General features: G+C 39.7%; 13 protein-coding genes. 12 read left to right on the top strand and 1 reads right to left on the bottom strand.

Going from position 1 to position 19,560, the window contains the following annotated elements; translation table 11 throughout:
• The first annotated feature begins 16 nt into the window (after window positions 1-16).
• The 12 genes from T432_RS0106270 (at window position 17) to T432_RS0106215 (ending at window position 19,272) form a co-directional block, all read left to right on the top strand.
• A complete protein-coding gene (locus T432_RS0106270) occupies window positions 17-3,052 on the top strand; it encodes a virulence factor SrfB (protein WP_028884603.1) in 3,036 nt (1,011 codons plus the stop codon).
• On the top strand, window positions 3,045-5,726 hold the full coding sequence (locus T432_RS0106265; RefSeq protein WP_028884602.1) for a putative virulence factor: 2,682 nt from the start codon (window positions 3,045-3,047) through the stop codon (window positions 5,724-5,726). The genes T432_RS0106270 and T432_RS0106265 overlap by 8 nt, the downstream gene beginning before the upstream one ends.
• 17 nt (window positions 5,727-5,743) lie before the next feature.
• Window positions 5,744-6,946: a hypothetical protein gene (locus T432_RS0106260; RefSeq protein ID WP_028884601.1), complete on the top strand. Its 1,203-nt coding sequence runs from the start codon at window positions 5,744-5,746 to the stop codon at window positions 6,944-6,946.
• Entirely contained in the window at window positions 6,943-8,907 is a 1,965-nt protein-coding gene (locus tag T432_RS0106255) for a vWA domain-containing protein (protein ID WP_028884600.1), read from the top strand. The genes T432_RS0106260 and T432_RS0106255 overlap by 4 nt, the downstream gene beginning before the upstream one ends.
• 3 nt (window positions 8,908-8,910) lie before the next feature.
• Window positions 8,911-9,606, top strand: coding sequence for an ABC transporter ATP-binding protein (locus T432_RS0106250; protein ID WP_028884599.1), 696 nt, complete (start codon window positions 8,911-8,913; stop codon window positions 9,604-9,606).
• Window positions 9,603-10,826, top strand: a complete 1,224-nt coding sequence (locus T432_RS0106245; protein WP_028884598.1) for an ABC transporter permease — start codon at window positions 9,603-9,605, stop codon at window positions 10,824-10,826. Before T432_RS0106250 ends, T432_RS0106245 begins: the two co-directional genes overlap by 4 nt.
• Complete coding sequence (locus T432_RS0106240; RefSeq protein ID WP_044971190.1) at window positions 10,816-12,366, top strand: formylglycine-generating enzyme family protein; 1,551 nt, start codon at window positions 10,816-10,818, stop codon at window positions 12,364-12,366. Before T432_RS0106245 ends, T432_RS0106240 begins: the two co-directional genes overlap by 11 nt.
• A 39-nt stretch (window positions 12,367-12,405) precedes the next feature.
• On the top strand, window positions 12,406-13,086 hold the full coding sequence (locus T432_RS0106235) for a hypothetical protein (protein ID WP_028884596.1): 681 nt from the start codon (window positions 12,406-12,408) through the stop codon (window positions 13,084-13,086).
• A gap of 9 nt (window positions 13,087-13,095) precedes the next feature.
• On the top strand, window positions 13,096-13,551 hold the full coding sequence (locus T432_RS0106230) for a hypothetical protein (RefSeq protein WP_028884595.1): 456 nt from the start codon (window positions 13,096-13,098) through the stop codon (window positions 13,549-13,551).
• A gap of 15 nt (window positions 13,552-13,566) precedes the next feature.
• Complete coding sequence (locus T432_RS0106225; protein ID WP_028884594.1) at window positions 13,567-15,201, top strand: VWA domain-containing protein; 1,635 nt, start codon at window positions 13,567-13,569, stop codon at window positions 15,199-15,201.
• Window positions 15,202-15,223: 22 nt separating this feature from the next.
• Window positions 15,224-16,579, top strand: coding sequence for an NADP-specific glutamate dehydrogenase (gene gdhA, locus T432_RS0106220; protein ID WP_028884593.1), 1,356 nt, complete (start codon window positions 15,224-15,226; stop codon window positions 16,577-16,579).
• A gap of 185 nt (window positions 16,580-16,764) precedes the next feature.
• On the top strand, window positions 16,765-19,272 hold the full coding sequence (locus T432_RS0106215) for a TonB-dependent receptor (RefSeq protein ID WP_049959891.1): 2,508 nt from the start codon (window positions 16,765-16,767) through the stop codon (window positions 19,270-19,272).
• 49 nt (window positions 19,273-19,321) lie between these two features.
• On the opposite strand, the gene T432_RS08695 is transcribed toward T432_RS0106215, so the two are convergent.
• Entirely contained in the window at window positions 19,322-19,513 is a 192-nt protein-coding gene (locus T432_RS08695; RefSeq protein ID WP_248646290.1) for a YadA C-terminal domain-containing protein, read from the bottom strand.
• Window positions 19,514-19,560 lie beyond the last annotated feature (47 nt).

Here is a 19,560-nt window from a genome sequence, read left to right as displayed (position 1 = left end):
CAAATTCGAGGATATTATGCTGGCTGACATACACCCATTTGGAAAAGAAATTCCACTTATTATGAATAGTGGAATTCAGTTCATAGATTTTGGTTTAACCATAGATTGGAAAGACAAAAAGTGGAAAGAAAAGAATACAGGTTATTTTCTAGCCTCTTCTAATAATGACCCAATCCGTCGATTAGTTTTGGATAGAAGCGGTTCCGGATATTCAGACCCTGCCCTTCCAGGAAAAATCATAACTAATCCAGTTGATTTTAGTGTTGAGGAGTCTCTTAAATTATTCAATGGAATTTGGTTACCTATCCCAATTCTGAGAAGTATGCCTCCTAACCGATTCGATAACGGTCCATTTAACTGGGCTAGGGCTAGAATCGTTGAACTTGCTCAACCTGATGAGGATGGTCATACACATCGAGTAATACTTGCCATTGATACAAAAATATTTACTCATAGCTCAGACACCGCATATCTAGGGCCTATGGAAGATGATATTCGTGCAGGTTCTGTCTTCACATATGCATACCAATCAAACCATATTTCATGGTTCTTAGATCTAAAATGGGTGAAAGATTGGCTTGCTGAATTGTTTAGAGAACTTGCTCCTGAACCAGATAGGCTAAAAATTTATGAAGATGATATTGAGGAAGAGCTTAAAAATCATAGTCATGAAGCTCATTATCTGAACCTTTTAGCATTAATAGGTGAAGAACTCAATATTCCGAATTTCAAAATCATTGCCCACAATCGCAGTGATGTAAACCAAGGTATTGCCGTAGATCTTATCCTAGATGTAGGGAACTCTAGAAGCTGTGGAATTCTTGTTGAAGACCATGCACAAGAACAAGATAGCCTTAAAAAACGCTACGAATTATCAATTCGAGATTTATCGATGCCAGAGTTTGCTTATTCTGAACCTTTCGAGAGTAGAGTCGAATTTGCTCAGGCCTTTTTCGGCAAAGAACACTATTCTGTTCAAAGTGGACGCAGAGATGCATTCCAATGGCCTAGTATTGTTCGTGTAGGTAAAGAGGCTAGTCGATTAGCTAGCCGTCGTAAAGGAAATGAAGGCTCTACTGGATTATCAAGTCCAAAAAGATATTTATGGGATTTAACTCCATATGAACAAGCATGGAGATTTAACTCATCATATGTGGAGTCCGATAACGAACCATTTGCAACAGCCGCACCACTTTCAGGTTATATAAATGGTCAAGGTGAAGCTCTTTATGAACTCTCAGACGATATTGATGAAGAGTTTGAACGTAAGATGCCAGTATTCCAACCACACTATTCTCGTGGTTCATTAATGACATTCTTATTATCCGAAGTCTTACTTCATGCTTTGATGCAAATAAACAGCCCAGCTCAAAGAGCGAAACTTGAGCATGCAAAATCTCCACGTTTCCTAAGGTCAATAATATTGACTGTTCCACCTGCGATGCCATCGCCAGAAATAAATAATTTCAAAAACTGTATGCATCAGGCTATAGGTTTAACTTGGAAAATGATGGGATGGGATAAGACGGATGACCCTGTGGATTTTGCATATAGATTTGATGAAAAATATTGGCCAACATTGCCAGAGGTAATTGTGCAATGGGATGAGGCGACTGCAAGTCAAGTTGTCTACTTATTTAATGAAACTCAAATCAATTATGGCGGGCGTGCAGAAAAGTTTATAAGCGATATGGTGCGTCCCGATAAAACTTCAAATAAAAATGCTGTCACCATAGCAACTGTGGATATTGGTGGTGGTACTACAGATTTAGTGATTACTGATTTCACTTTAGACTATGGCAATGAGGAAGAAGACGGCCTACCTCAATCTTATGGTACCAATGTATTTATAAAACCTATCCAGAGATTTAGAGATGGGTTTAAGGTTGCGGGCGATGATATATTACTTGATATTATTCGGGATGTCGTGGTTGAATCTCTTAAGAAATACCTAATTTCAGAGGGTATAAAAAATTATGATTCATTGCTATCGGATTTAATTGGTTCTGGTGCAGATAGCGTACAAATCAGGCTTTTGAGACAGCAACTAACTTTACAAATTTTCCGTCCGATAGGACTTAAAGTTCTTCAAGCTTATGAACAATACGATCCATTAGAGCGTAAAAATAAATTGATGGGGGCTACATTTGGAAGTGTTCTTGAAGGATTTGAACCCCCTACTCAAAAAGTTCTTGATTTCGTAAATATACCTATCTCAAGAGAGTTGGGTAAAGATTTCAATATTCTTGATATTCCGTTGCAAGTTAATTTGCTTCAAATCCATAATAATTTCTTGCAAGGTCATTATGATATCTGCAAAACATTCCAGTCTTTATGTGAGATTATTTATTTCTACCAATGCGATGTATTGTTGTTAACTGGTAGGCCTTCATTGCTGCCAGGTGTACAAGCATACTTTAAGAATCAGTTGCCATTGCCATCTAATAGAATTCTTCCATTACATGGTTATAAGACAGGTAATTGGTATCCGTTCCACAAACAAGGCAGAATCGATGACCCTAAAACAACTGCTACAGTTGGAGCTATGCTTTGCTTTTTGAGCAAAAATTCGAGAATTCCAAGTTTTTACTTTAGGTCGATGGCTCTGAAACCTTATTCAACTATTAAGAATCTTGGCCTTATCGATAATAACAATACTATTTCAAAAGAAAACGTTTACTACTCCGATATCAATCTCGATAAAGAGGATTATGAATTGCCAGACCAATCATTCCCAATTCGCGGTAAAACGCGTATTGGCTTTAGGCAGTTAAATACGGAACGATGGGCAGCCTCCCCTCTTTATACGATAACTATCGAGAGCAATGAGTTACGTAATCAGATTGCAGAAGGACAAACTGTAAATGTGACTTTAAAACTTGACAAGAAAAATCGTCACAATAAACAAGTAGAAAATTTTGTAATTGATCAGGCATTTTTATCAAGTGGTCGTAAGACAAATGGATTAAAAATGACTTTGAATACGCTTTTAGATTCTGGTCTTAATGACTCGCAATATTGGTTGGACAGTGGGAGCCTTATAAATGAGTAAACTTTCTGAATCATGGGATAGTGTTTATGATGGGGCTAAAAAGGCCATCGATTGGGTTCAGGCTGCACGCAATGAAAGCCCACGCGTTGCCAGTGAGGCAAATAGTTTAATTGAAAGCTTAAGAAGACTTCGTGTTATGGCACGAAAACTTGGATACTCATCGGAGCATCCAGTTTCTGTGGGCCTTTTTGGATTGTCGCAAGCTGGTAAATCATATTTGATTTCATCTTTAGCCGCTGATGATCAAGGAAAGTTAACCACAACCTTCGATGGCCAAAAACTGGATTTTATGGATCATATTAATCCTACTGGTGGCGGTAAAGAGGCTACTGGGTTGGCTACAAGATTTACTAAGAGAGCTGATGTAGGAATTAAAGGCTATCCTATTGAACTAAGAATGTTTTCTGAAATTGAAATCGTAAAAATTCTTGTAAATGGCTTTTTTAACGATTTTGATCACGATAAGCTTTTGTATCAACCAGATCAACAAATGATCAATAAGCTTGTAAAAGAGCTTACTCCTAAAGTTCAATCTGACTATGTTGCTGGTGTAGCTGAAGAAGATATTGTTGATTTACAGGACTACTGTAATAACAATTTTGCTCGTTCTGTTACTGTTTATAAGGCTAATTATTGGTCTAAGGCTGCTCAACTAGCTCCTCACCTTAGTATCGAAGATAGAGCAAAATTATTTTCAATTCTTTGGTATGGAGAAAAATTCCCTGAGTTAACTGAAACTTATATTTTGTTTGCGAAAATACTCTCTAGCTTGGGGCATCCTGAATTTGTTTATGCACCATTAGATGTTCTTGTACAAGAAACTGAAGACGGAAATTTATCCAAAGCTTCTAGTATTATGAACGTTAATATGGTTGAACGTTTAGGTAAACCTGAAGATAACTATAAAGTCGATGTTATACCAGTTAGCTGGAAGGGTGAACTTGGTCAACCAGTAAATATATCTTTAGCTCAGTTAGCCATTCTAACTACAGAATTAATTTTCCCTCTTGAAAATGAGCCTCGATGCGATGTCGTTAATAAGGTTGATTTACTAGATTTCCCTGGCTACCGCGGACGTATGAAAATAGTTACTTTTGACCAAGGAGATAATACCGTAGGTCAAGTTATTCTTCGCGGTAAAGTGGCATATCTATTTGAAAGTTATACAGATAGTCAGGAGATGAATATCTTGATTATGTGTACTCCAAGTGATGCTCAATTAGAGATTAATGATGTAGGGCCAGTTCTTGAAAAATGGATTGATAAAACCCAAGGTGAAACAGCTGAAATTCGTGGAAAAAGGCTTCCTTCCTTGCTCTGGGCTTTTACAAAATTCGATAAAAGAACAGAAGTTAGCATTAATACATCTGAAGAAAATCTAAAACAATCTTGGGGAGTAGATGGTTTGCTTAAACAAACTATATTAGAGCGTTTTGGTCATTACAATTGGGTTAAGAATTGGTCTAGAGGAATACCATTCGATAACGTATTTCTAGTAAGAAAACCTGGTTATTCAGGTGGATTTATAGAAACATCCGAAGGTCGAGACGTGAAATATATGGACTCTCAAATGCCTAAGATGAATATATTGAGATCGACATTTATTCAAAACCCAGATATTCAGAAATATGTCGCTAATCCAGAAGAAAAATGGGACGCCATGCTTAAGCTTAACGATGGCGGTATGGAGTATTTGAGTGAATATCTCGATAAAGTTTCTGACCCATCGTTGAAATTTAACCGTTTAACTGAGCAACTTAATCGCGAAATCGAAAATGTAGTTCGTCGTTTCGGTGCTTGGTATGAGGGCGAAGGCGACCGTGCTGTTGAAGATAAAAAACGGATAGCCAACGATATCTATGCTTTACTAAGACAGCAAGCTGGTATCTTAGGAGAATTCTTAGATAATTTAACACTCCCGCAGGAGACTATTCGTTCGCTTTATTTTGCGGTCGACTATCAAGATGTAGAAGATGGAGAGGATAAATCTTCGGGAAATACTGATTTCTCATTTGACGGTATGGAAGGTTTTAATCTATTTGATGATGCCCCTACTCCAGCTGCAAATACTGAAACTAAAAAATCAAATATCGCTTTATTTTCTCAGTCCGTATTCGATGGATGGGTTGAACATTTGCGTGGCTTAACATCTGATGAGAGTTTTTTGCGATATTTCAATCTATCGGTTCAAAACAAAAATATTATCGATAATTTCATAAGTGAATTAATTACTGCGGCCGTTCGGTTGCAGTTGCTTGAGAAGCTTAGTGATAAATTCCGTGAAACCGAGAGAGCAGGTCATAAACGCGAACAACTTGCTTCAAGACAAGTGACCAATGCTTACACTCATATTGCGGACTTTATTTCGTGGTTGGGATTCGGGGACATTGCCATCGCTGATAGGCCTTTGAGTAAGATAAGGCCTGGCAAATCCTTGTTTGAGCCGCCTGTATTCAAGACCACGCCAAATAACGATAAGATTCCGCTATTGTCTGAAACGCCTGAAAAATTTACTTTGATTTATTTGATGGACTGGTTTACAGCTCTAGCAGAAATTACCGTTGGCAATGCGGGACATAGGGCCGAACGTGAGATTTCGGCAGCATTAAATACTCTCCTTGGCCAGATTTTGAATCAATTTGAAGATGCTCGTATTGAAGACGCTGAAATCTAATATCAAAGAGGAATGAAGTGACATTTATAGTTTCACTAAAAGAAAACAGACCTGGGTTTGCTGATTTTGAAATTAAGAGATGGTCAGGGTCAACTGACTCACCTCTTGAATTTACTATTAAACGCAATCAGGATGAAAGATATCTTGCAGGGCACGAAGAATGGAAAGTAGAGCCTGTATGGCATGCACTTGGATTTTCTGAATTTAACGGCAATTTAGTAGGTACATTTGAACCTTGGGTTACGGACAGCCTTGTTCATACTGGCGGTCAGACTATGTTCATGATGTCACTCAGAGAATCTAGTGGCTCTTTTAGGGATGACGGTGTTGTTAGGATGGCTAGTAACATACTTGCATCTTCAGCAGCGGGTAATTTGAACAGAACTCAACTAAATAACCCCACACCACAATCTCCTTCAGCACAAGCACACACACCTTATGTTGAACCTGTGCCTGAACCTGAGCCAGTGATAGAGACATTTACAGATCCTGAACCTGTATCTGAGCCTTTTGAAATTCCTGCGACTGATATGGAGGCGGGGGCAATGCCACCTGTAATGGAGCCCGTTATAGACCCTCAAAATGCGTCCAATATTGGGGGTGCGAACTTTCCTACTATAGAGGATGATTCATCAAAAAGAAGAACTAGTCCAATTGTTTGGATTATTTTAATGATATTGCTTATCGCTGCTATTGGAGCGGCTGTGTGGTGGTTTGTGTTTAGGGAGGACCCAAAATCAGCTCCCACACCTAAGCCTAATCCTGTGCCCACACAAAATAATAATCAACCACCTGCACCTAAACCTACTCCTAAGCCCGAACCAAAACCAGAACCGAAGCCAACCCCTGCTCCTGCTCCTGCTCCAGCAGCTGCTCCTGCGGAATCGGCATGTACAGTTAAGAGCGGTTCAGATGTGATGGCATTTATTCAATCATGTCTCAAAACAAACCCAAACACGGATCAAATTTTAAAAATTATCAATGAAGCAAAAGCCGCAAAAGAATGTGATTTAGCACGAAGACTTTACGCAAACAAAGCTCAGAGTGGAAATAGTGTCATTGCATTTGCATATGCAAAAGAATATGACCCTAAAACAGCTGCTAGTGAGGGATGCTTTAAGGAAGATAAGGGTACGGCTATATATTGGTATGAGACTGGGCTCTCAGATGATCCTAATAATGCGGAGGCTAAAGCCCGTTTGCAGGAGTTACAAAAATGAAGAAATTTCTAAGCACTTTTTCACTTTCACTACTTTCTATTGCCACTGTCTATGCGGCTGAGCCATTACTTCAAGACGGTAAAAAGACTTTATATCAAAGGGTACTATCGACGCCAGAGTGTTCATTGACACAAACAATTGGGCAAAAAGGGAAAGCTGTACCTGCCTTTTCTCGATATTATATTTATGAGAGAAAGACCGAAAATAATACGGAATGGCTCAATGTAGGTGCCGATCCATATGGAAAAACTTTAGGGTGGCTTGATGCATCTTGCACAATTCCTTGGAATATGCAGATGACTTTGACATTTACAAATCCTGCAAATCGCGACAGACTTTTATTTTTTAAATCCAAGGAAGATTTAGATGCAGTGATGTCCTCTGATAAACCTGCAGAGGAATACGAAAAAATCAGGCAATCTCTCAATTCTGAAGGCAAGTCAGACAAGATAGTTTCTATTGAGCCTGCTGAGCCTGTAGATTTTCAAAAGAACTTCTATTTACTACCTATTCTGCAGGGTGAGGAAGTTATGAATAATGAGGGCTTCTATCAACGTGTGTTAGAAGTCGCATCTGTAAGCAAAAAGCCTGAAAAAGCAAATGAGCCCGAGCCAAAACCTGAGCCTAAGAGTGAACCTTCTAAATTGACGGAATTCAAAGCGGCTGTGGTGTTTGTAATCGACTCCACAATTTCGATGGATCCTTATATTAATAAAACTCGTGATGCCGTAAAACAGCTTTATACGCAGATTGAAAAAGAAGATTTACTTGATCAGGTGAAATTTGGTTTAGTAGCCTTTAGATCTAGTACGGAGGCGGTTCCTGGCCTTGAATACACTTCAAAAATGTATGTAAATCCTAATGAAGTGAAAGATGGGAAAGACTTTATGGATAAGGTTGCTAGCCTAAAACAAGCACAAGTTTCAAGTAAGGAATTTAGTGAGGATTCGTTTGCAGGTATTAATCAAGCACTAAGCGACATTAATTGGAATGATTTCGGTGCTCGTTATATAGTGCTTATTACTGATGCTGGTGCTATCGATGGCAATAATCCCCTATCCTCCACTGGACTTGGAGCTGAACAGTTACGTCAAGAAGCTCAGCACAAGGGCGTTGCCATCTATACTCTTCATCTAAAAACTCAAGCGGGTACTAAAAATCACCAAGAAGCGGAGTCGCAATATAGTGCATTGACATTTAATGATTATTTAAATAAATCTCTTTACTACCCCGTAAATGCAGGTGATGTTAATGAGTTTTCCACCAAGATTTCTCTTCTATCCAAAGCACTTACTGAACAAGTTAAAAAAGCTTATACAGGTGAGATGTCTGCAGGAAGCTCACTTGCAACTGAGACCAAAAAAGAAGAGCCTAAAGATAAGGAAAATGCGGCCATGCTTGAGGATTCCGAACTTCTCGGAAAAGCTATGCGTCTTGCATATTTAGGTCGCACAAATAATCAGAAAGCACCGTCATTTTTCAAAGCATGGATAAGCGACAGAGACTTTGCCAAACCAGATATCCCTACTGCTGAAGTTCGCGTGCTCTTAAGTAAGGAGCAATTAAGTGACCTTAGTGAAGTAGTTAAGAAAATTTCGGATGCGGCTACTAGTGGGCTTATTGCACCTGACGATATGTTTAAGCAACTAAAATCTGTGGCCGCAGCTATGGGCCAAGATCCTGAAAAAATTAAGGACAACAAATCTACTAAGATTGCAGACCTTGGTTTACTTGGAGAGTACTTGGATGGACTTCCATACAAAAGCCAAATCTCAAATATCGATGAAGAGACTTGGAAGAATATGGGAAGTCTTCAACAAGAAAAATTTATTATGGATCTTCAGAAAAAACTAAGACTATACGAAAAATATAATGCAGACTCGAGCCGCTGGATTCCACTAAATCCTGAGAGCGATCCAAAAGACTATGTGTATCCAGTGGTTCTAGATGCACTTCCATAAGTCATGCTTGAAATCAGCGAGCTACTTATAACTAGAGGTGAGGGATCTCAAGCATTTGAAATTGAGCTCTCTCATTTTGTAGCAAACTATGGAGAGGCCGTCGCATTGTGTGGCCAAAGTGGATGCGGTAAAAGTAGTATCTTGGAAGTTATTGGGCTTATTCTAAAACCAGATTCTTTAAAAGCGTATAGTCTAGGAAGCGAGGATATTGCCACCCCGATACTAAATGCACAGCATGCAAAACTAGCGAAATTAAGGGCACGAAATTTTGGATTTATGCTTCAGACAGGCGGTCTATTGCCCTATTTATCAAGCCTTGAAAATATTGCTTTATCTTGCAAAATAATCGGCGAAGAACTTGATGAGCCCTGGCTTTCCCCTATTATCGATAGGCTTGGGGCCAGTCATTTGCTATCAAAATATCCAAGTCAACTCTCCATAGGTGAAAGGCAAAGAGTATCGTTTCTAAGGTCAATAGCTCATAAGCCTCAAGTGCTATTAGCAGACGAACCTACAGCTGCACTAGACCCGCACAAAGCGGATGAATTGTTCGATATTATTCTTGAGTCTGTGGCTGAACTTGAGATGTGTGCCATTATCGTAACGCATGATTGGAGTCATGTTGTGAAGCATGCATTGCCAAGCTATACGGCCGAGGTATATGAAAGTAGGTCTGTATTTTCTAAGGTTCAATTATGAGAATAGGCCTACTTTTAAACTTAGTTTTTAAGGATTTAAAACACGATTGGAAAGTATCATTCTTTGTAATATCTGCTCTGGTGGCTGTTATTGCTCCCCTACTTTTATTATTTAGTTTAAAATTTGGAATTGTAAATCAGCTTCAGTCGCAACTTTTAAACGACCCAAACAATCTTGAAATCAAGATTCATGGTGTAAAAAGCAATGTCTCAATAAATAAGAAATGGCTTGAAGAAAAACAAAATGATAAGCGCATTGGTTTTGTTATTCCCATGACGCGTTCACTGAATATGCAGGCTAACTTAAGAAAAGACAACAAACACTTTTATAACGATGTAGAGCTTATTCCAACAAAAGCCAACGACCCTCTTATTCCTAAAGAGATTCAATTAAGTACAGACACTGATTTGATTATAAACGAGATCATTGCCCAAAAACTTGATGCGAAAGTTGGTGATATTGTGGGCCTTTATTTTGGGCGAACCCTAGAGGGGCGAAACCAGATGGCCAATATCAAAATGAAAATTGTAGGGATTATTAAAGAGAGTTATTTAACAAGACCAGCGGCTTTTGTGGCATTGCCACTGTTAGAGGCTATAGAGGATTATAGAGACGGATTTAAGCTAAATAAATATATAGAAAAACCAAGCGACGGTTCGGAGCGCACCAAACCACGCGATCGATATGCGAAAGCAAGAATCTACGCAAAATCTTTGGACGATGTGGCTCCATTGGCCGCTGAACTGCGCAAAGAAGGCATTGATAGCCGCACACAAGCTGACTCCATTGAAAGCGTGAAATCAATTGACCGAGTGCTCAATACTGTGTTTCTTATTATCGCACTCACTACAATCGTAGGCACGATTCTCTCATTGTTCGGTTCTTTTCTTGCAAACATAGAAAGAAAACGAAAGGATATCTCCCTATTAAGTCTCTATGGCTTTAATAGGCTCGGAATAAGATTTTTCATAGTACTTCAGGCCTTAATCTTAGCTACAACTGCATATATTTGTTCATATTTGTTATATATTGTAAGTAGTAACATTATGAATAGGGTACTAGGTCAAAACCTAGACGAGAGCACATTTGTGAGCCTGTTGCTACCTGAACATATTCTTATTGGGTATGGAGCGACGGTTGCTATATCCGTATTAGTGGCTCTAATTGGTGCTCAGCGAGCAGTTAAGATTCAACCATCGGAGAGTTTACGTGAAGCTTAATTTCCAAACCGTATTTGTTATATCAAGTTTTATTTTTGGCATGCAGTCTAATGCCACGGCTGCTTGGGATGCGAAATTCTTCGATCCAAAACCGAGCGATGACACTGTGTTTCTTCCTATGCCGTGCGATGGTTCGATGGCTTTTAGAATTGTGCATACAGATACAAAGAAACCGCTTGAGGACAAGCCCATTATTTTAGGTGATGATTCTTCTGAGCAAGGTTTTTCGGAACACGCAACGCCAAACTATATTTCTGGAAGCTTTCCAGATAAGGGTGGCGATCGCTATTTTTTAATGGGTAAATATGAAGTTTCACAGCTTCAGTACGATTCTATTATGAAAGGTATTGACGGCGAATGTCCTAAAGCAAATATGAAAGGTCGCCTTCCAGCTACGAATATTTCATGGTTTGAGGCCGTTCATTTCACAAAAAGATACTCAGAGTGGTTGCTAGCAAATCATCCTGATAAACTTCCGAAAGATGATGGAACTTCGGGCTTTGTACGCCTGCCTACTAACACAGAGTGGGAGTATGCGGCTCGTGGTGCAAATAATGTGAGCGAGTCGGAATTTCGCGAAAAAGTATACCCGCATCAAGAGTCTTTGCAGAAAACGGTTTGGTTTGCTGGGAGCTCATCTTCGAACGGGAAGTTGCAGTTAGGTGGTCTTCTTGAACCTAATCCTGTTGGTTTACATGATATCCTTGGCAATGCTTCCGAGTATGTCCTCGATTCTTTTCGAATGAACAAACTCGATCGCTATCACGGTCAAAGTGGTGGTATCACAATTAGAGGCGGAAGTTTTCTTACTCCTCAAGAGCAAATCTCTAGTGCCTTCCGTGTGGAAGCCCCTTATTACAATTCCTCTGGCACTGCCTATTCATCTAAAGAAGTAGGATTTAGGGTGGCTGTTGTAACCCCTATTGTTACTTCTAATAAACGTGTTCAAGAACTAAATAATGAGTGGCAAAAATTAGGAAAAGAGTCTAAAAACGGTGATAGCATAATCGTCGATAATCTTACAGATATCACGAAAGCTCTTAACGATGAGAAACAAAAAGCTGAGCTTAAAAAATTAGAAGATGCATTAAGGGCGTCTAATCAAGCTAAAGACGAACAGAGAAATTCTGCGGTTCAATCCAATATTCAGCTAGGCGCCTTTCTTTGTGCAAACTCCTCAGATCTGCAATCGGCTTATGATGAGAAAAAGGCAAGATATGAAACTCTTTGTCAGCCAGGTGACACCACTTTTGAGCAAGAATGCCCTGACCTTAAGGTGATTGCTGAAGAAGGGCTTAGAGCGAGAGATTTTGTAGTTCGATATTATGCGGACAACTTGGTAGCGACCGCAACAAACTACCCTTACGATTTAATTGAAAGTCAGATAGTACCCGTTATCTCCAAAATGCAAAAAAGACGTAGATCGAATCTCAATGAATATGTAAATGTTTATTGGAAACATCTTTCAACTTTTTACAAAGATGGCAATGTTAAACGTGATGAATGGCTTAAAAATTGCACAGATATCAAATCTCAATAGGAAATTTGCTATTATTAATGTGTAACAAAAGGGGTGCTTATGAATAAGTTTCAAAAAATCGGTATATCTGTATTCTTTTCAACCGCCTTAATGGCTTGCCAAACTACTGGCACTGATCAATACGGAAAGAAAAAGGCTGATCCATTTAGCCAATCTGGTCAAATGGCTTGTGCTGTAGGTGGTATTATCGGTGGTGTAATCGGTTTACTGATTAACTCTTCTCACGACAATGACCCTGCACTCGGTTTAGCTGTAGGAGCATCATTAGGTTGTGGTGCAGGTGTTGGGGGTAACTATTTACTTGAACGTGAAAGAGTAAGCTATAGAAATCAAGAAGATGCCCTAGCTGCTGAAACTAGACGCTTAAAGCAAATCAATCAAATTTCAACGGAAATCGTTAGTCAAACTCAAGCTACGATTAATAGTGATAGACGTAAAATTGATAAATTAAATCGTGATATTGTGGCTAAGAGGGCTTCTAGTGCACGTATAAGACAGGAAAAACGTGAATTAGACGCTAATATCCAAGAGATGGAATCTCTAGTTAAAACTTTAGAGAATGAAAGAACTGCATCTGTTCAGAACATTAGGCAAGCTAGAGCCGCTAAGTTAAATACTGCACAAGCTGATGCTCAAAGAAGAATTCTCGACGGCAAAATTGCTAAGCAAAAAAAACTCATTGCCATAGCTAAACGCAACCGTTCAGCTATTAAGGCTTAAGGATATCATATGAAGTTATATATCACTGCACCTATACTTTGTGCGGTTTTGGCTGCATGCCAGTCAAGCCCACAAACTTGTGACCCAAATGTAGAAATGAACTTTTTCGATAAGCTTGGATGTTCTACAAGCGGTAGCTACGACAAACGTATTGAGCAGAAAGAAGCAAATCTTAATGCTGAACAGTATCGAAACAAACAGCTCAATTACAAAAAGTCTCAACTTGAGAGTAAACGTAAGGCCACTAGAGCACAGAGAAATGCTAAACAAAGAGAATCTAATCGCCTAAGTACATTAAACAAAAAGATGCAGGAAGATCTAAATAATAAAAAACGTGCACAATCTGCATTTAGAAATAGTAGAAGTGGAGATGGTACGGAAAGCATTGCCACACCTTCAGAGGACAATTCTTTAAAGGCAAAACGTTTGCAATTAGAAAAGCTAAGAAGATCAAATAAATTATAAATACTGAGGGATTAAATGCAGAGATTAACAAGAACCCCGTACAGTGAACATAACCAGGGCTCTATTGATTTATTTCTTAAATTTCAATCCCTTTATTCTTTATTTAGAAGTTCATTGCCACCGAGCACCTTTACTATTCTTGCAGAACCAGTAGTAAAGGGGGACATGGTCGAATGGTATACGACGCTTGAGGGGCAAGCCTATGAGGTTCCAGAAAAGGATTTATCGCCTGAGATAGCAGCAAAGATCTCAAACAAGCTTACAGCTATCCGAGACTATCTTACGCACCTTAAATCCCAGGGGGAAATTTCACCTGAGGACTATGCATCTATAAATAGCCTGCTTGCCACAGCTCAATCAAGTAGCAAGAAAATCTATGTCATTAACAATGAACCTGTCCTTGTGGGATGGGTTGATGCGACACCAGTAGCGGCGGCACCGCCATTGGCACCTGTAGCGAGTAAACGTAGGAGCTTTGCGTGGCTTTGGTGGCTATTAATTTTACTTTTATTGATTGGTCTTGGATGGTGGCTTTGGGATAGATATATCCGCGGCACCGATAGGTTAAATCAATGGTTTGGAGATTGGTTTAACTGGGGATCCAAAACAGCCGTAGTTAAGAAAAATGACCCACCGCCTGCACCAAAAATTATTGACAATCGTCCTGCACCAGTTATAAAAATTAATATTCCAGATATTAATGTTCCTGAGCCTCCAAGGCCTAAGCCACCCCCTCCTCCACCACCAGAGCCAGCAATAGAGCCTATAGAACCTGCATTTGAACTTGACGATCCTTTGGCTGTAAAACCGCCACCGAGACCGCCTGAACCTGAACCTGAGCCAAAACCTGAACCGAAACCTGAGCCTAAGCAAGAACCAAAACCTGAACCGAAACCAGAGCCTAAGCCCGCACCGAAACCTAAGGTTGTAAAAAAAGAGGAACCCGTTAAGAAAGTTGTCCAAAAACCTAAGGGGCCAGTATGTAGTAAGGAGCTTACACCACAAGAGCGTCCTCAGATGGTTTTAGTGTTTGACAATTCCATGTCTATGCTTCAATCAATGGATGGTTCTATGGCTAATTTAGAGGCTCAATTACTAAACTCTATGCTTTCTGGCTTTGGAGCTCCAAGTGGGTTGATGAAACCTACAGGACCAACTAGAATTGAAACCGCAAAAAAAGCGGCAAATTCAATTATTAATAAAATCGACCCGTATATCGACATAGGATTTATTTCACTTGATAGATGCCCTTCAGCTACGAACCATGGATTTTTCCCACCTTCTAGAAGATCACAACTTAAAAGCACCATTAATCGCATGAATACAAATAATAGTAGTGGTACTGTACTAGCTAACGGCATTCAAAAAGCGGCAAATATGGTGGATGGGGTTAATCGTGAAGCATTTATTTTGGTCCTAAGTGATGGTGCGAGTACGTGCGGGCCAAATATTTGTAGTGTCGCTTCAAGCACAAAAAAGAAAAAGCCTAAGCTTAAAATTAATGTTGTAGACATCGGAAGTACTGGAGCAGCGAATTGCTTAGCTACAATAACAGGCGGAAAAGTATTTAAAGCTAATAATGCTTCTCAGCTTACAAAAATGGTGAATGCCGCTGCAGCTCCGATGAAAGTAAGAGAAGTTTGTAAATAAAATTTTTTTATAGGAAAAATATATGCCAAATTTAATTGAACATACATTAAATGATTTAAAAAAATCAAGCCCAGCTCAGCCTGAGTTTTATCAAGCTGTAGAAGAAGTTGTAGAGTCGCTTGAACCCTTATTCCAAAAAGAAAAAAAATATCAAGAGCACAATATTTTGCAACGTATCGTTGAGCCAGAGCGTCAAATATTCTTCCGCGTATGTTGGGTAGACGATAAAGGCCAAGTTCAAGTAAATAAAGGCTTCCGTGTTCAATTTAATTCTGCTATTGGTCCATATAAGGGCGGGCTTCGTTTCCATCCAAGCGTAAACGCAGGTATTATTAAATTCCTAGGTTTTGAGCAAATCTTCAAAAATGCATTGACAGGCTTACCTATCGGTGGTGCAAAAGGTGGTTCGAACTTCGACCCTAAAGGTAAATCAGATAACGAAATTATGCGTTTCTGCCAATCATTTATGTCTGAGTTATATCGTCATATCGGCGACACTATTGATATTCCTGCAGGTGATATTGGTGTCGGTGCTCGTGAGATTGGATATTTATATGGTCAGTATAAACGTCTAACTGGTTCTTATGAGGGTGTACTTACTGGTAAATCCTTGAATTGGGGCGGTTCTCTAGCACGCCCAGAAGCTACTGGATTTGGTTGCGTATATTTCGCTCAAAATATGCTTAAAGCTAAAGGCGATTCATTAGAAGGAAAAGTTGCTCTAGTTTCTGGTGCTGGAAATGTAGCAATGTTCACCATCAAAAAACTTATCGAGCTTGGTGCAAAACCAGTTACTTGCAGTGATTCACGCGGATTTATTTATCATAAAGCTGGTATTAATTTTGATACTTTAGCTGAGATTAAATCTAACGCAAATAACTCTCTAGAAGAGTATGCAAAACGCCATTCTGACGCTAAATATACTCCTCGCTCGTCTTATCCAGAAGGATATAACCCTCTTTGGAATACTAAGGCTGATATAGCTTTCCCATGTGCTACACAAAATGAGATTAATGAAGAAGATGCAAAACATATAATTAACAATGGGGTTAAAGTAGTTTCTGAAGGTGCGAATATGCCATCTACTGCAGAGGCAGCTAAAGCATTCTTAGAAGCTAAATTGCTTTATGGTCCAGCTAAAGCGGCTAATGCAGGCGGTGTTGCTGTAAGCCAATTAGAGATGGCACAAAATGCTAGTATGAGTGTATGGACATTTGAAGAAGTCGATAATCGTCTTAAAAACATTATGTCTCATATCTTTACTCTCGCATCTCAAACTGCAGAGGAATTTGGTCAACCTGATAACCTAATTTTGGGAGCAAATATTGCTGGGTTTAGAAAAGTTGCGGATTCTATGATCCAACAAGGTGCCCTATAAACTGCACACCAATCCAAGACGCAAAAGCGATTTAAGATAATTTAAATCGCATAAATTTTAGGCTCACTTTAGTGGGCCTTTTATACGCTTGAAATTACAATTTGTTACCCCGCAAAAGCCACGAAAATCACATTGCATTAACAATATTATGAAATCATTTTCTTAACTAATTTTTGGAAATGATTATGTATTTTCATAAATATTTGCTAGTTACATTATCCTTGCTAGGATTCTCAAATATAGTAGCTGCTCAGACTCAGGAAATAGAAGATATTGATGTAGAGGAGAGCATTGCCACCTTTCATTCATCGCCTTTACAAGCCAAAAAGCCATCGGACTCAATAGTAGAGAAAGAAGTCCTTAAAATGAGATCTGCCACTTTGGGCAATGCTCTTTCAAATCAGCCTGGCATTCACTCAAACGCATACGGAGGCGGTGCGAGCAGGCCCGTAATACGTGCTCAAGAAGGTGTGCGCATCAAGATCCTGAATAATAATATGGATGTAATCGATGCCTCAGCCATCTCTCCAGATCACGTTGTAGCTGCAGATACGCTTTTATCATCGCAAGTTGAAATTCTCCGTGGTACCCCCACCCTGCTCTACGCATCTGCATCGCCAGCTGGTGTGATCAATGTTATAGATAATAGTGTTCCGACTTCAATTCCTGCAAAAGGCTATGAAGGTGAGGCCATAGTTCGATATAACACCAATAATAATGAAAAAGTGGGCACCATAGGGGCGACATTTGCCATTGGAAAATTTCTCGCTCTTCGCTTAGAGGGTCTTAAAAGAAATGCGGGCAACTACAAAGTCCCATCCATGAAAATCAATGGAACGGAAACTACCACAATGCCTGATTCGTACAATAAATCGCAAGTCGCATCGCTTGGTCTTTCCTTTGTCTCAGATAAAGCCATGCTAGGCGTGGCGTATCGTGATCGTCGCGATAAGTATGGAATTCCAGGCCACAATCATGAATTTGATACATGTGCTGAGCATTTTATGACATGGGAAAAATATTGGCTCGGACCCTATCCACACCTTATGGAAGACGAAGATATAATCGGCTTTCCGCACTTTGATAGGTGTCGGCGAGCACATTATCACGATGGTGTGTTGCATGAGCCTGGTAAGCCTGTGAATTTTGAGAATTATTCATCTGGTCCCTGGATCGATATGCATACGAAAAAATGGGATGTGCGAGGCGAGCTAAAGAATCCGTTCGCTGGAATTGAGAAAATCAATCTTTCCTATACATACTCAGATTATTTTCATGATGAAAAAGACCCTGGGGTTCAAAATGAGCAGACGAAGAATTTCGATGAGCTTATAAATTATGGCCATCCGACGGCGAACTTCAGTCACAAGGGGCACAATTTGCGTCTCGAATTCCATCACAAGCCTGTCGATGGGTTAAAAGGCGTATTTGGCATGCAATATCAGACTCTCGATAGCATCGCTCAAATTCCCTATCTGCCCACCGATCAAATGAATGCATGGCTTTCTGGCGTGGATTTAAGTGAAGCCGATCCACGGCATTTATTGCCACCTCATAAACTAAAACAGATTATTTTTTTTGGTCTGGAGCAGCTCCGCGTTGGCAATGTTCTCTTATCCGCCGGCTTTCGTTATGAGCGACAACATATCGATATAAATTACGATTTCGATATTTTAGAGAGACATAGAAAAGCGTTTGGCATAACTAAGCCGATAGCGTTTGAACATAAGGACCCTGACTACTCTGCATATGATGAACATGCAATATCAATGTCTCTAGGGATGATATGGGATATAAACGATTATTTATCTCTGTCTGGCACGATTTCTCACAATGAACGGCTTCCTTCGCCTATGGAGCTATATTTTCACGGCAAACATCTTGCCACCCACTCATTTGAACATGGAAATAAAAATCTAAAACCCGAAGCTTCAAACAATTTTGAATTAGGTCTTAGTTTTTATTCTGAACACTGGGAGGCGAATCTAAGTGCCTACGTGAATAATTTCGAAAACTATATATTTAACGAAGACATTGCCAGAGATGAGACTTTATATATGCGGCGGTTTGCTCAATCGAAAGCTAGAATTTATGGGCTTGAGGGAAGCATTACGTATCGCTTTAACGAAAATCACAAATTCACTGTTATGGGCGATGTTGTAAACGGTAAATTGAGTGGATTTTCGGATTTTAAAGGGGCGAAAATATATGGTCCTGAATACGAGTGCTATGACGAAGAGTGGGAGGAATGGACTTCTTGCTGGGATGTGATTGGCATAAATAAAATTGAGCGACCTGATAGAACACCGCCTCGTTTGCCGCCTGCTAGGTTGGGCTTGCGATGGGAGAGCAAGTTTAAAAATGGCTGGGCATTCTCGATCGATTATTTGCATGTGTTCGATCAGGACAAAATTAGTGTATCGACTTTAGCGGATAGGTCGCATAGGGATGATATCGATACGCCTGAGGATGAGAGCTTAGTTAAATATGAGGTGCGTGAATTGCCGACTAAGGGATATGGCTTGCTTGGAGTGGGAGTTCAGTATGAGAAGAAATTCAAAGATATGACTTTCACGATGGATTTGCGAGGCGATAATCTTTTAAATCATAAAGTTCGGATACATAACTCTGCATTGCCATATGTCTCGCAGATGGGAAGGAATTTTTCTTTAAATCTGGGACTGCGATTTTAGATAATGTGAAAAAAAGGGTGTCCCAAAAGACACCCTTTTCATTGATAGATTAGTGGAATTGGAAGCCTACAGCCGCAGCTACGCCAACACTTTTACCTGAGTTACCTGAAGCACTAGCTTTAATAATAACTCTTTGATTTGGTGTTAGGTACGAGAAGCCCACTGCATAACCATACTCGCCTGAATAAGTAGCACCGCCTATAGAAACAAGTCCTTTTCCAGGAATAGTTGATTGTGGCAATGTCCCCGCCGCTAACGCCTGAGCTACTCCAGCTTTTGTAGCTTTTG

This window comes from Taylorella asinigenitalis ATCC 700933 (genome assembly GCF_000687755.1).
Classification (GTDB): Bacteria; Pseudomonadota; Gammaproteobacteria; order Burkholderiales; family Burkholderiaceae_B; genus Taylorella; species Taylorella asinigenitalis.
The sequence above is the reverse complement of the archived record's forward strand: the minus strand, read 5'-3'. Positions and strand labels throughout refer to the sequence as shown.

Bases quoted from the DNA above. Each gene is read 5' to 3' on its own strand.
- T432_RS0106270 (WP_028884603.1), top strand. From the start codon at position 17: ATGCTGGCTGACATACACCCATTTGGAAAAGAAATTCCACTTATTATG.
- T432_RS0106265 (WP_028884602.1), top strand. From the start codon at position 3,045: ATGAGTAAACTTTCTGAATCATGGGATAGTGTTTATGATGGGGCTAAA.
- T432_RS0106255 (WP_028884600.1), top strand. From the start codon at position 6,943: ATGAAGAAATTTCTAAGCACTTTTTCACTTTCACTACTTTCTATTGCC.
- T432_RS0106250 (WP_028884599.1), top strand. From the start codon at position 8,911: ATGCTTGAAATCAGCGAGCTACTTATAACTAGAGGTGAGGGATCTCAA.
- T432_RS0106245 (WP_028884598.1), top strand. From the start codon at position 9,603: ATGAGAATAGGCCTACTTTTAAACTTAGTTTTTAAGGATTTAAAACAC.
- T432_RS0106235 (WP_028884596.1), top strand. From the start codon at position 12,406: ATGAATAAGTTTCAAAAAATCGGTATATCTGTATTCTTTTCAACCGCC.
- T432_RS0106230 (WP_028884595.1), top strand. From the start codon at position 13,096: ATGAAGTTATATATCACTGCACCTATACTTTGTGCGGTTTTGGCTGCA.
- T432_RS0106225 (WP_028884594.1), top strand. From the start codon at position 13,567: ATGCAGAGATTAACAAGAACCCCGTACAGTGAACATAACCAGGGCTCT.
- gdhA (WP_028884593.1), top strand. From the start codon at position 15,224: ATGCCAAATTTAATTGAACATACATTAAATGATTTAAAAAAATCAAGC.
- T432_RS0106215 (WP_049959891.1), top strand. From the start codon at position 16,765: ATGTATTTTCATAAATATTTGCTAGTTACATTATCCTTGCTAGGATTC.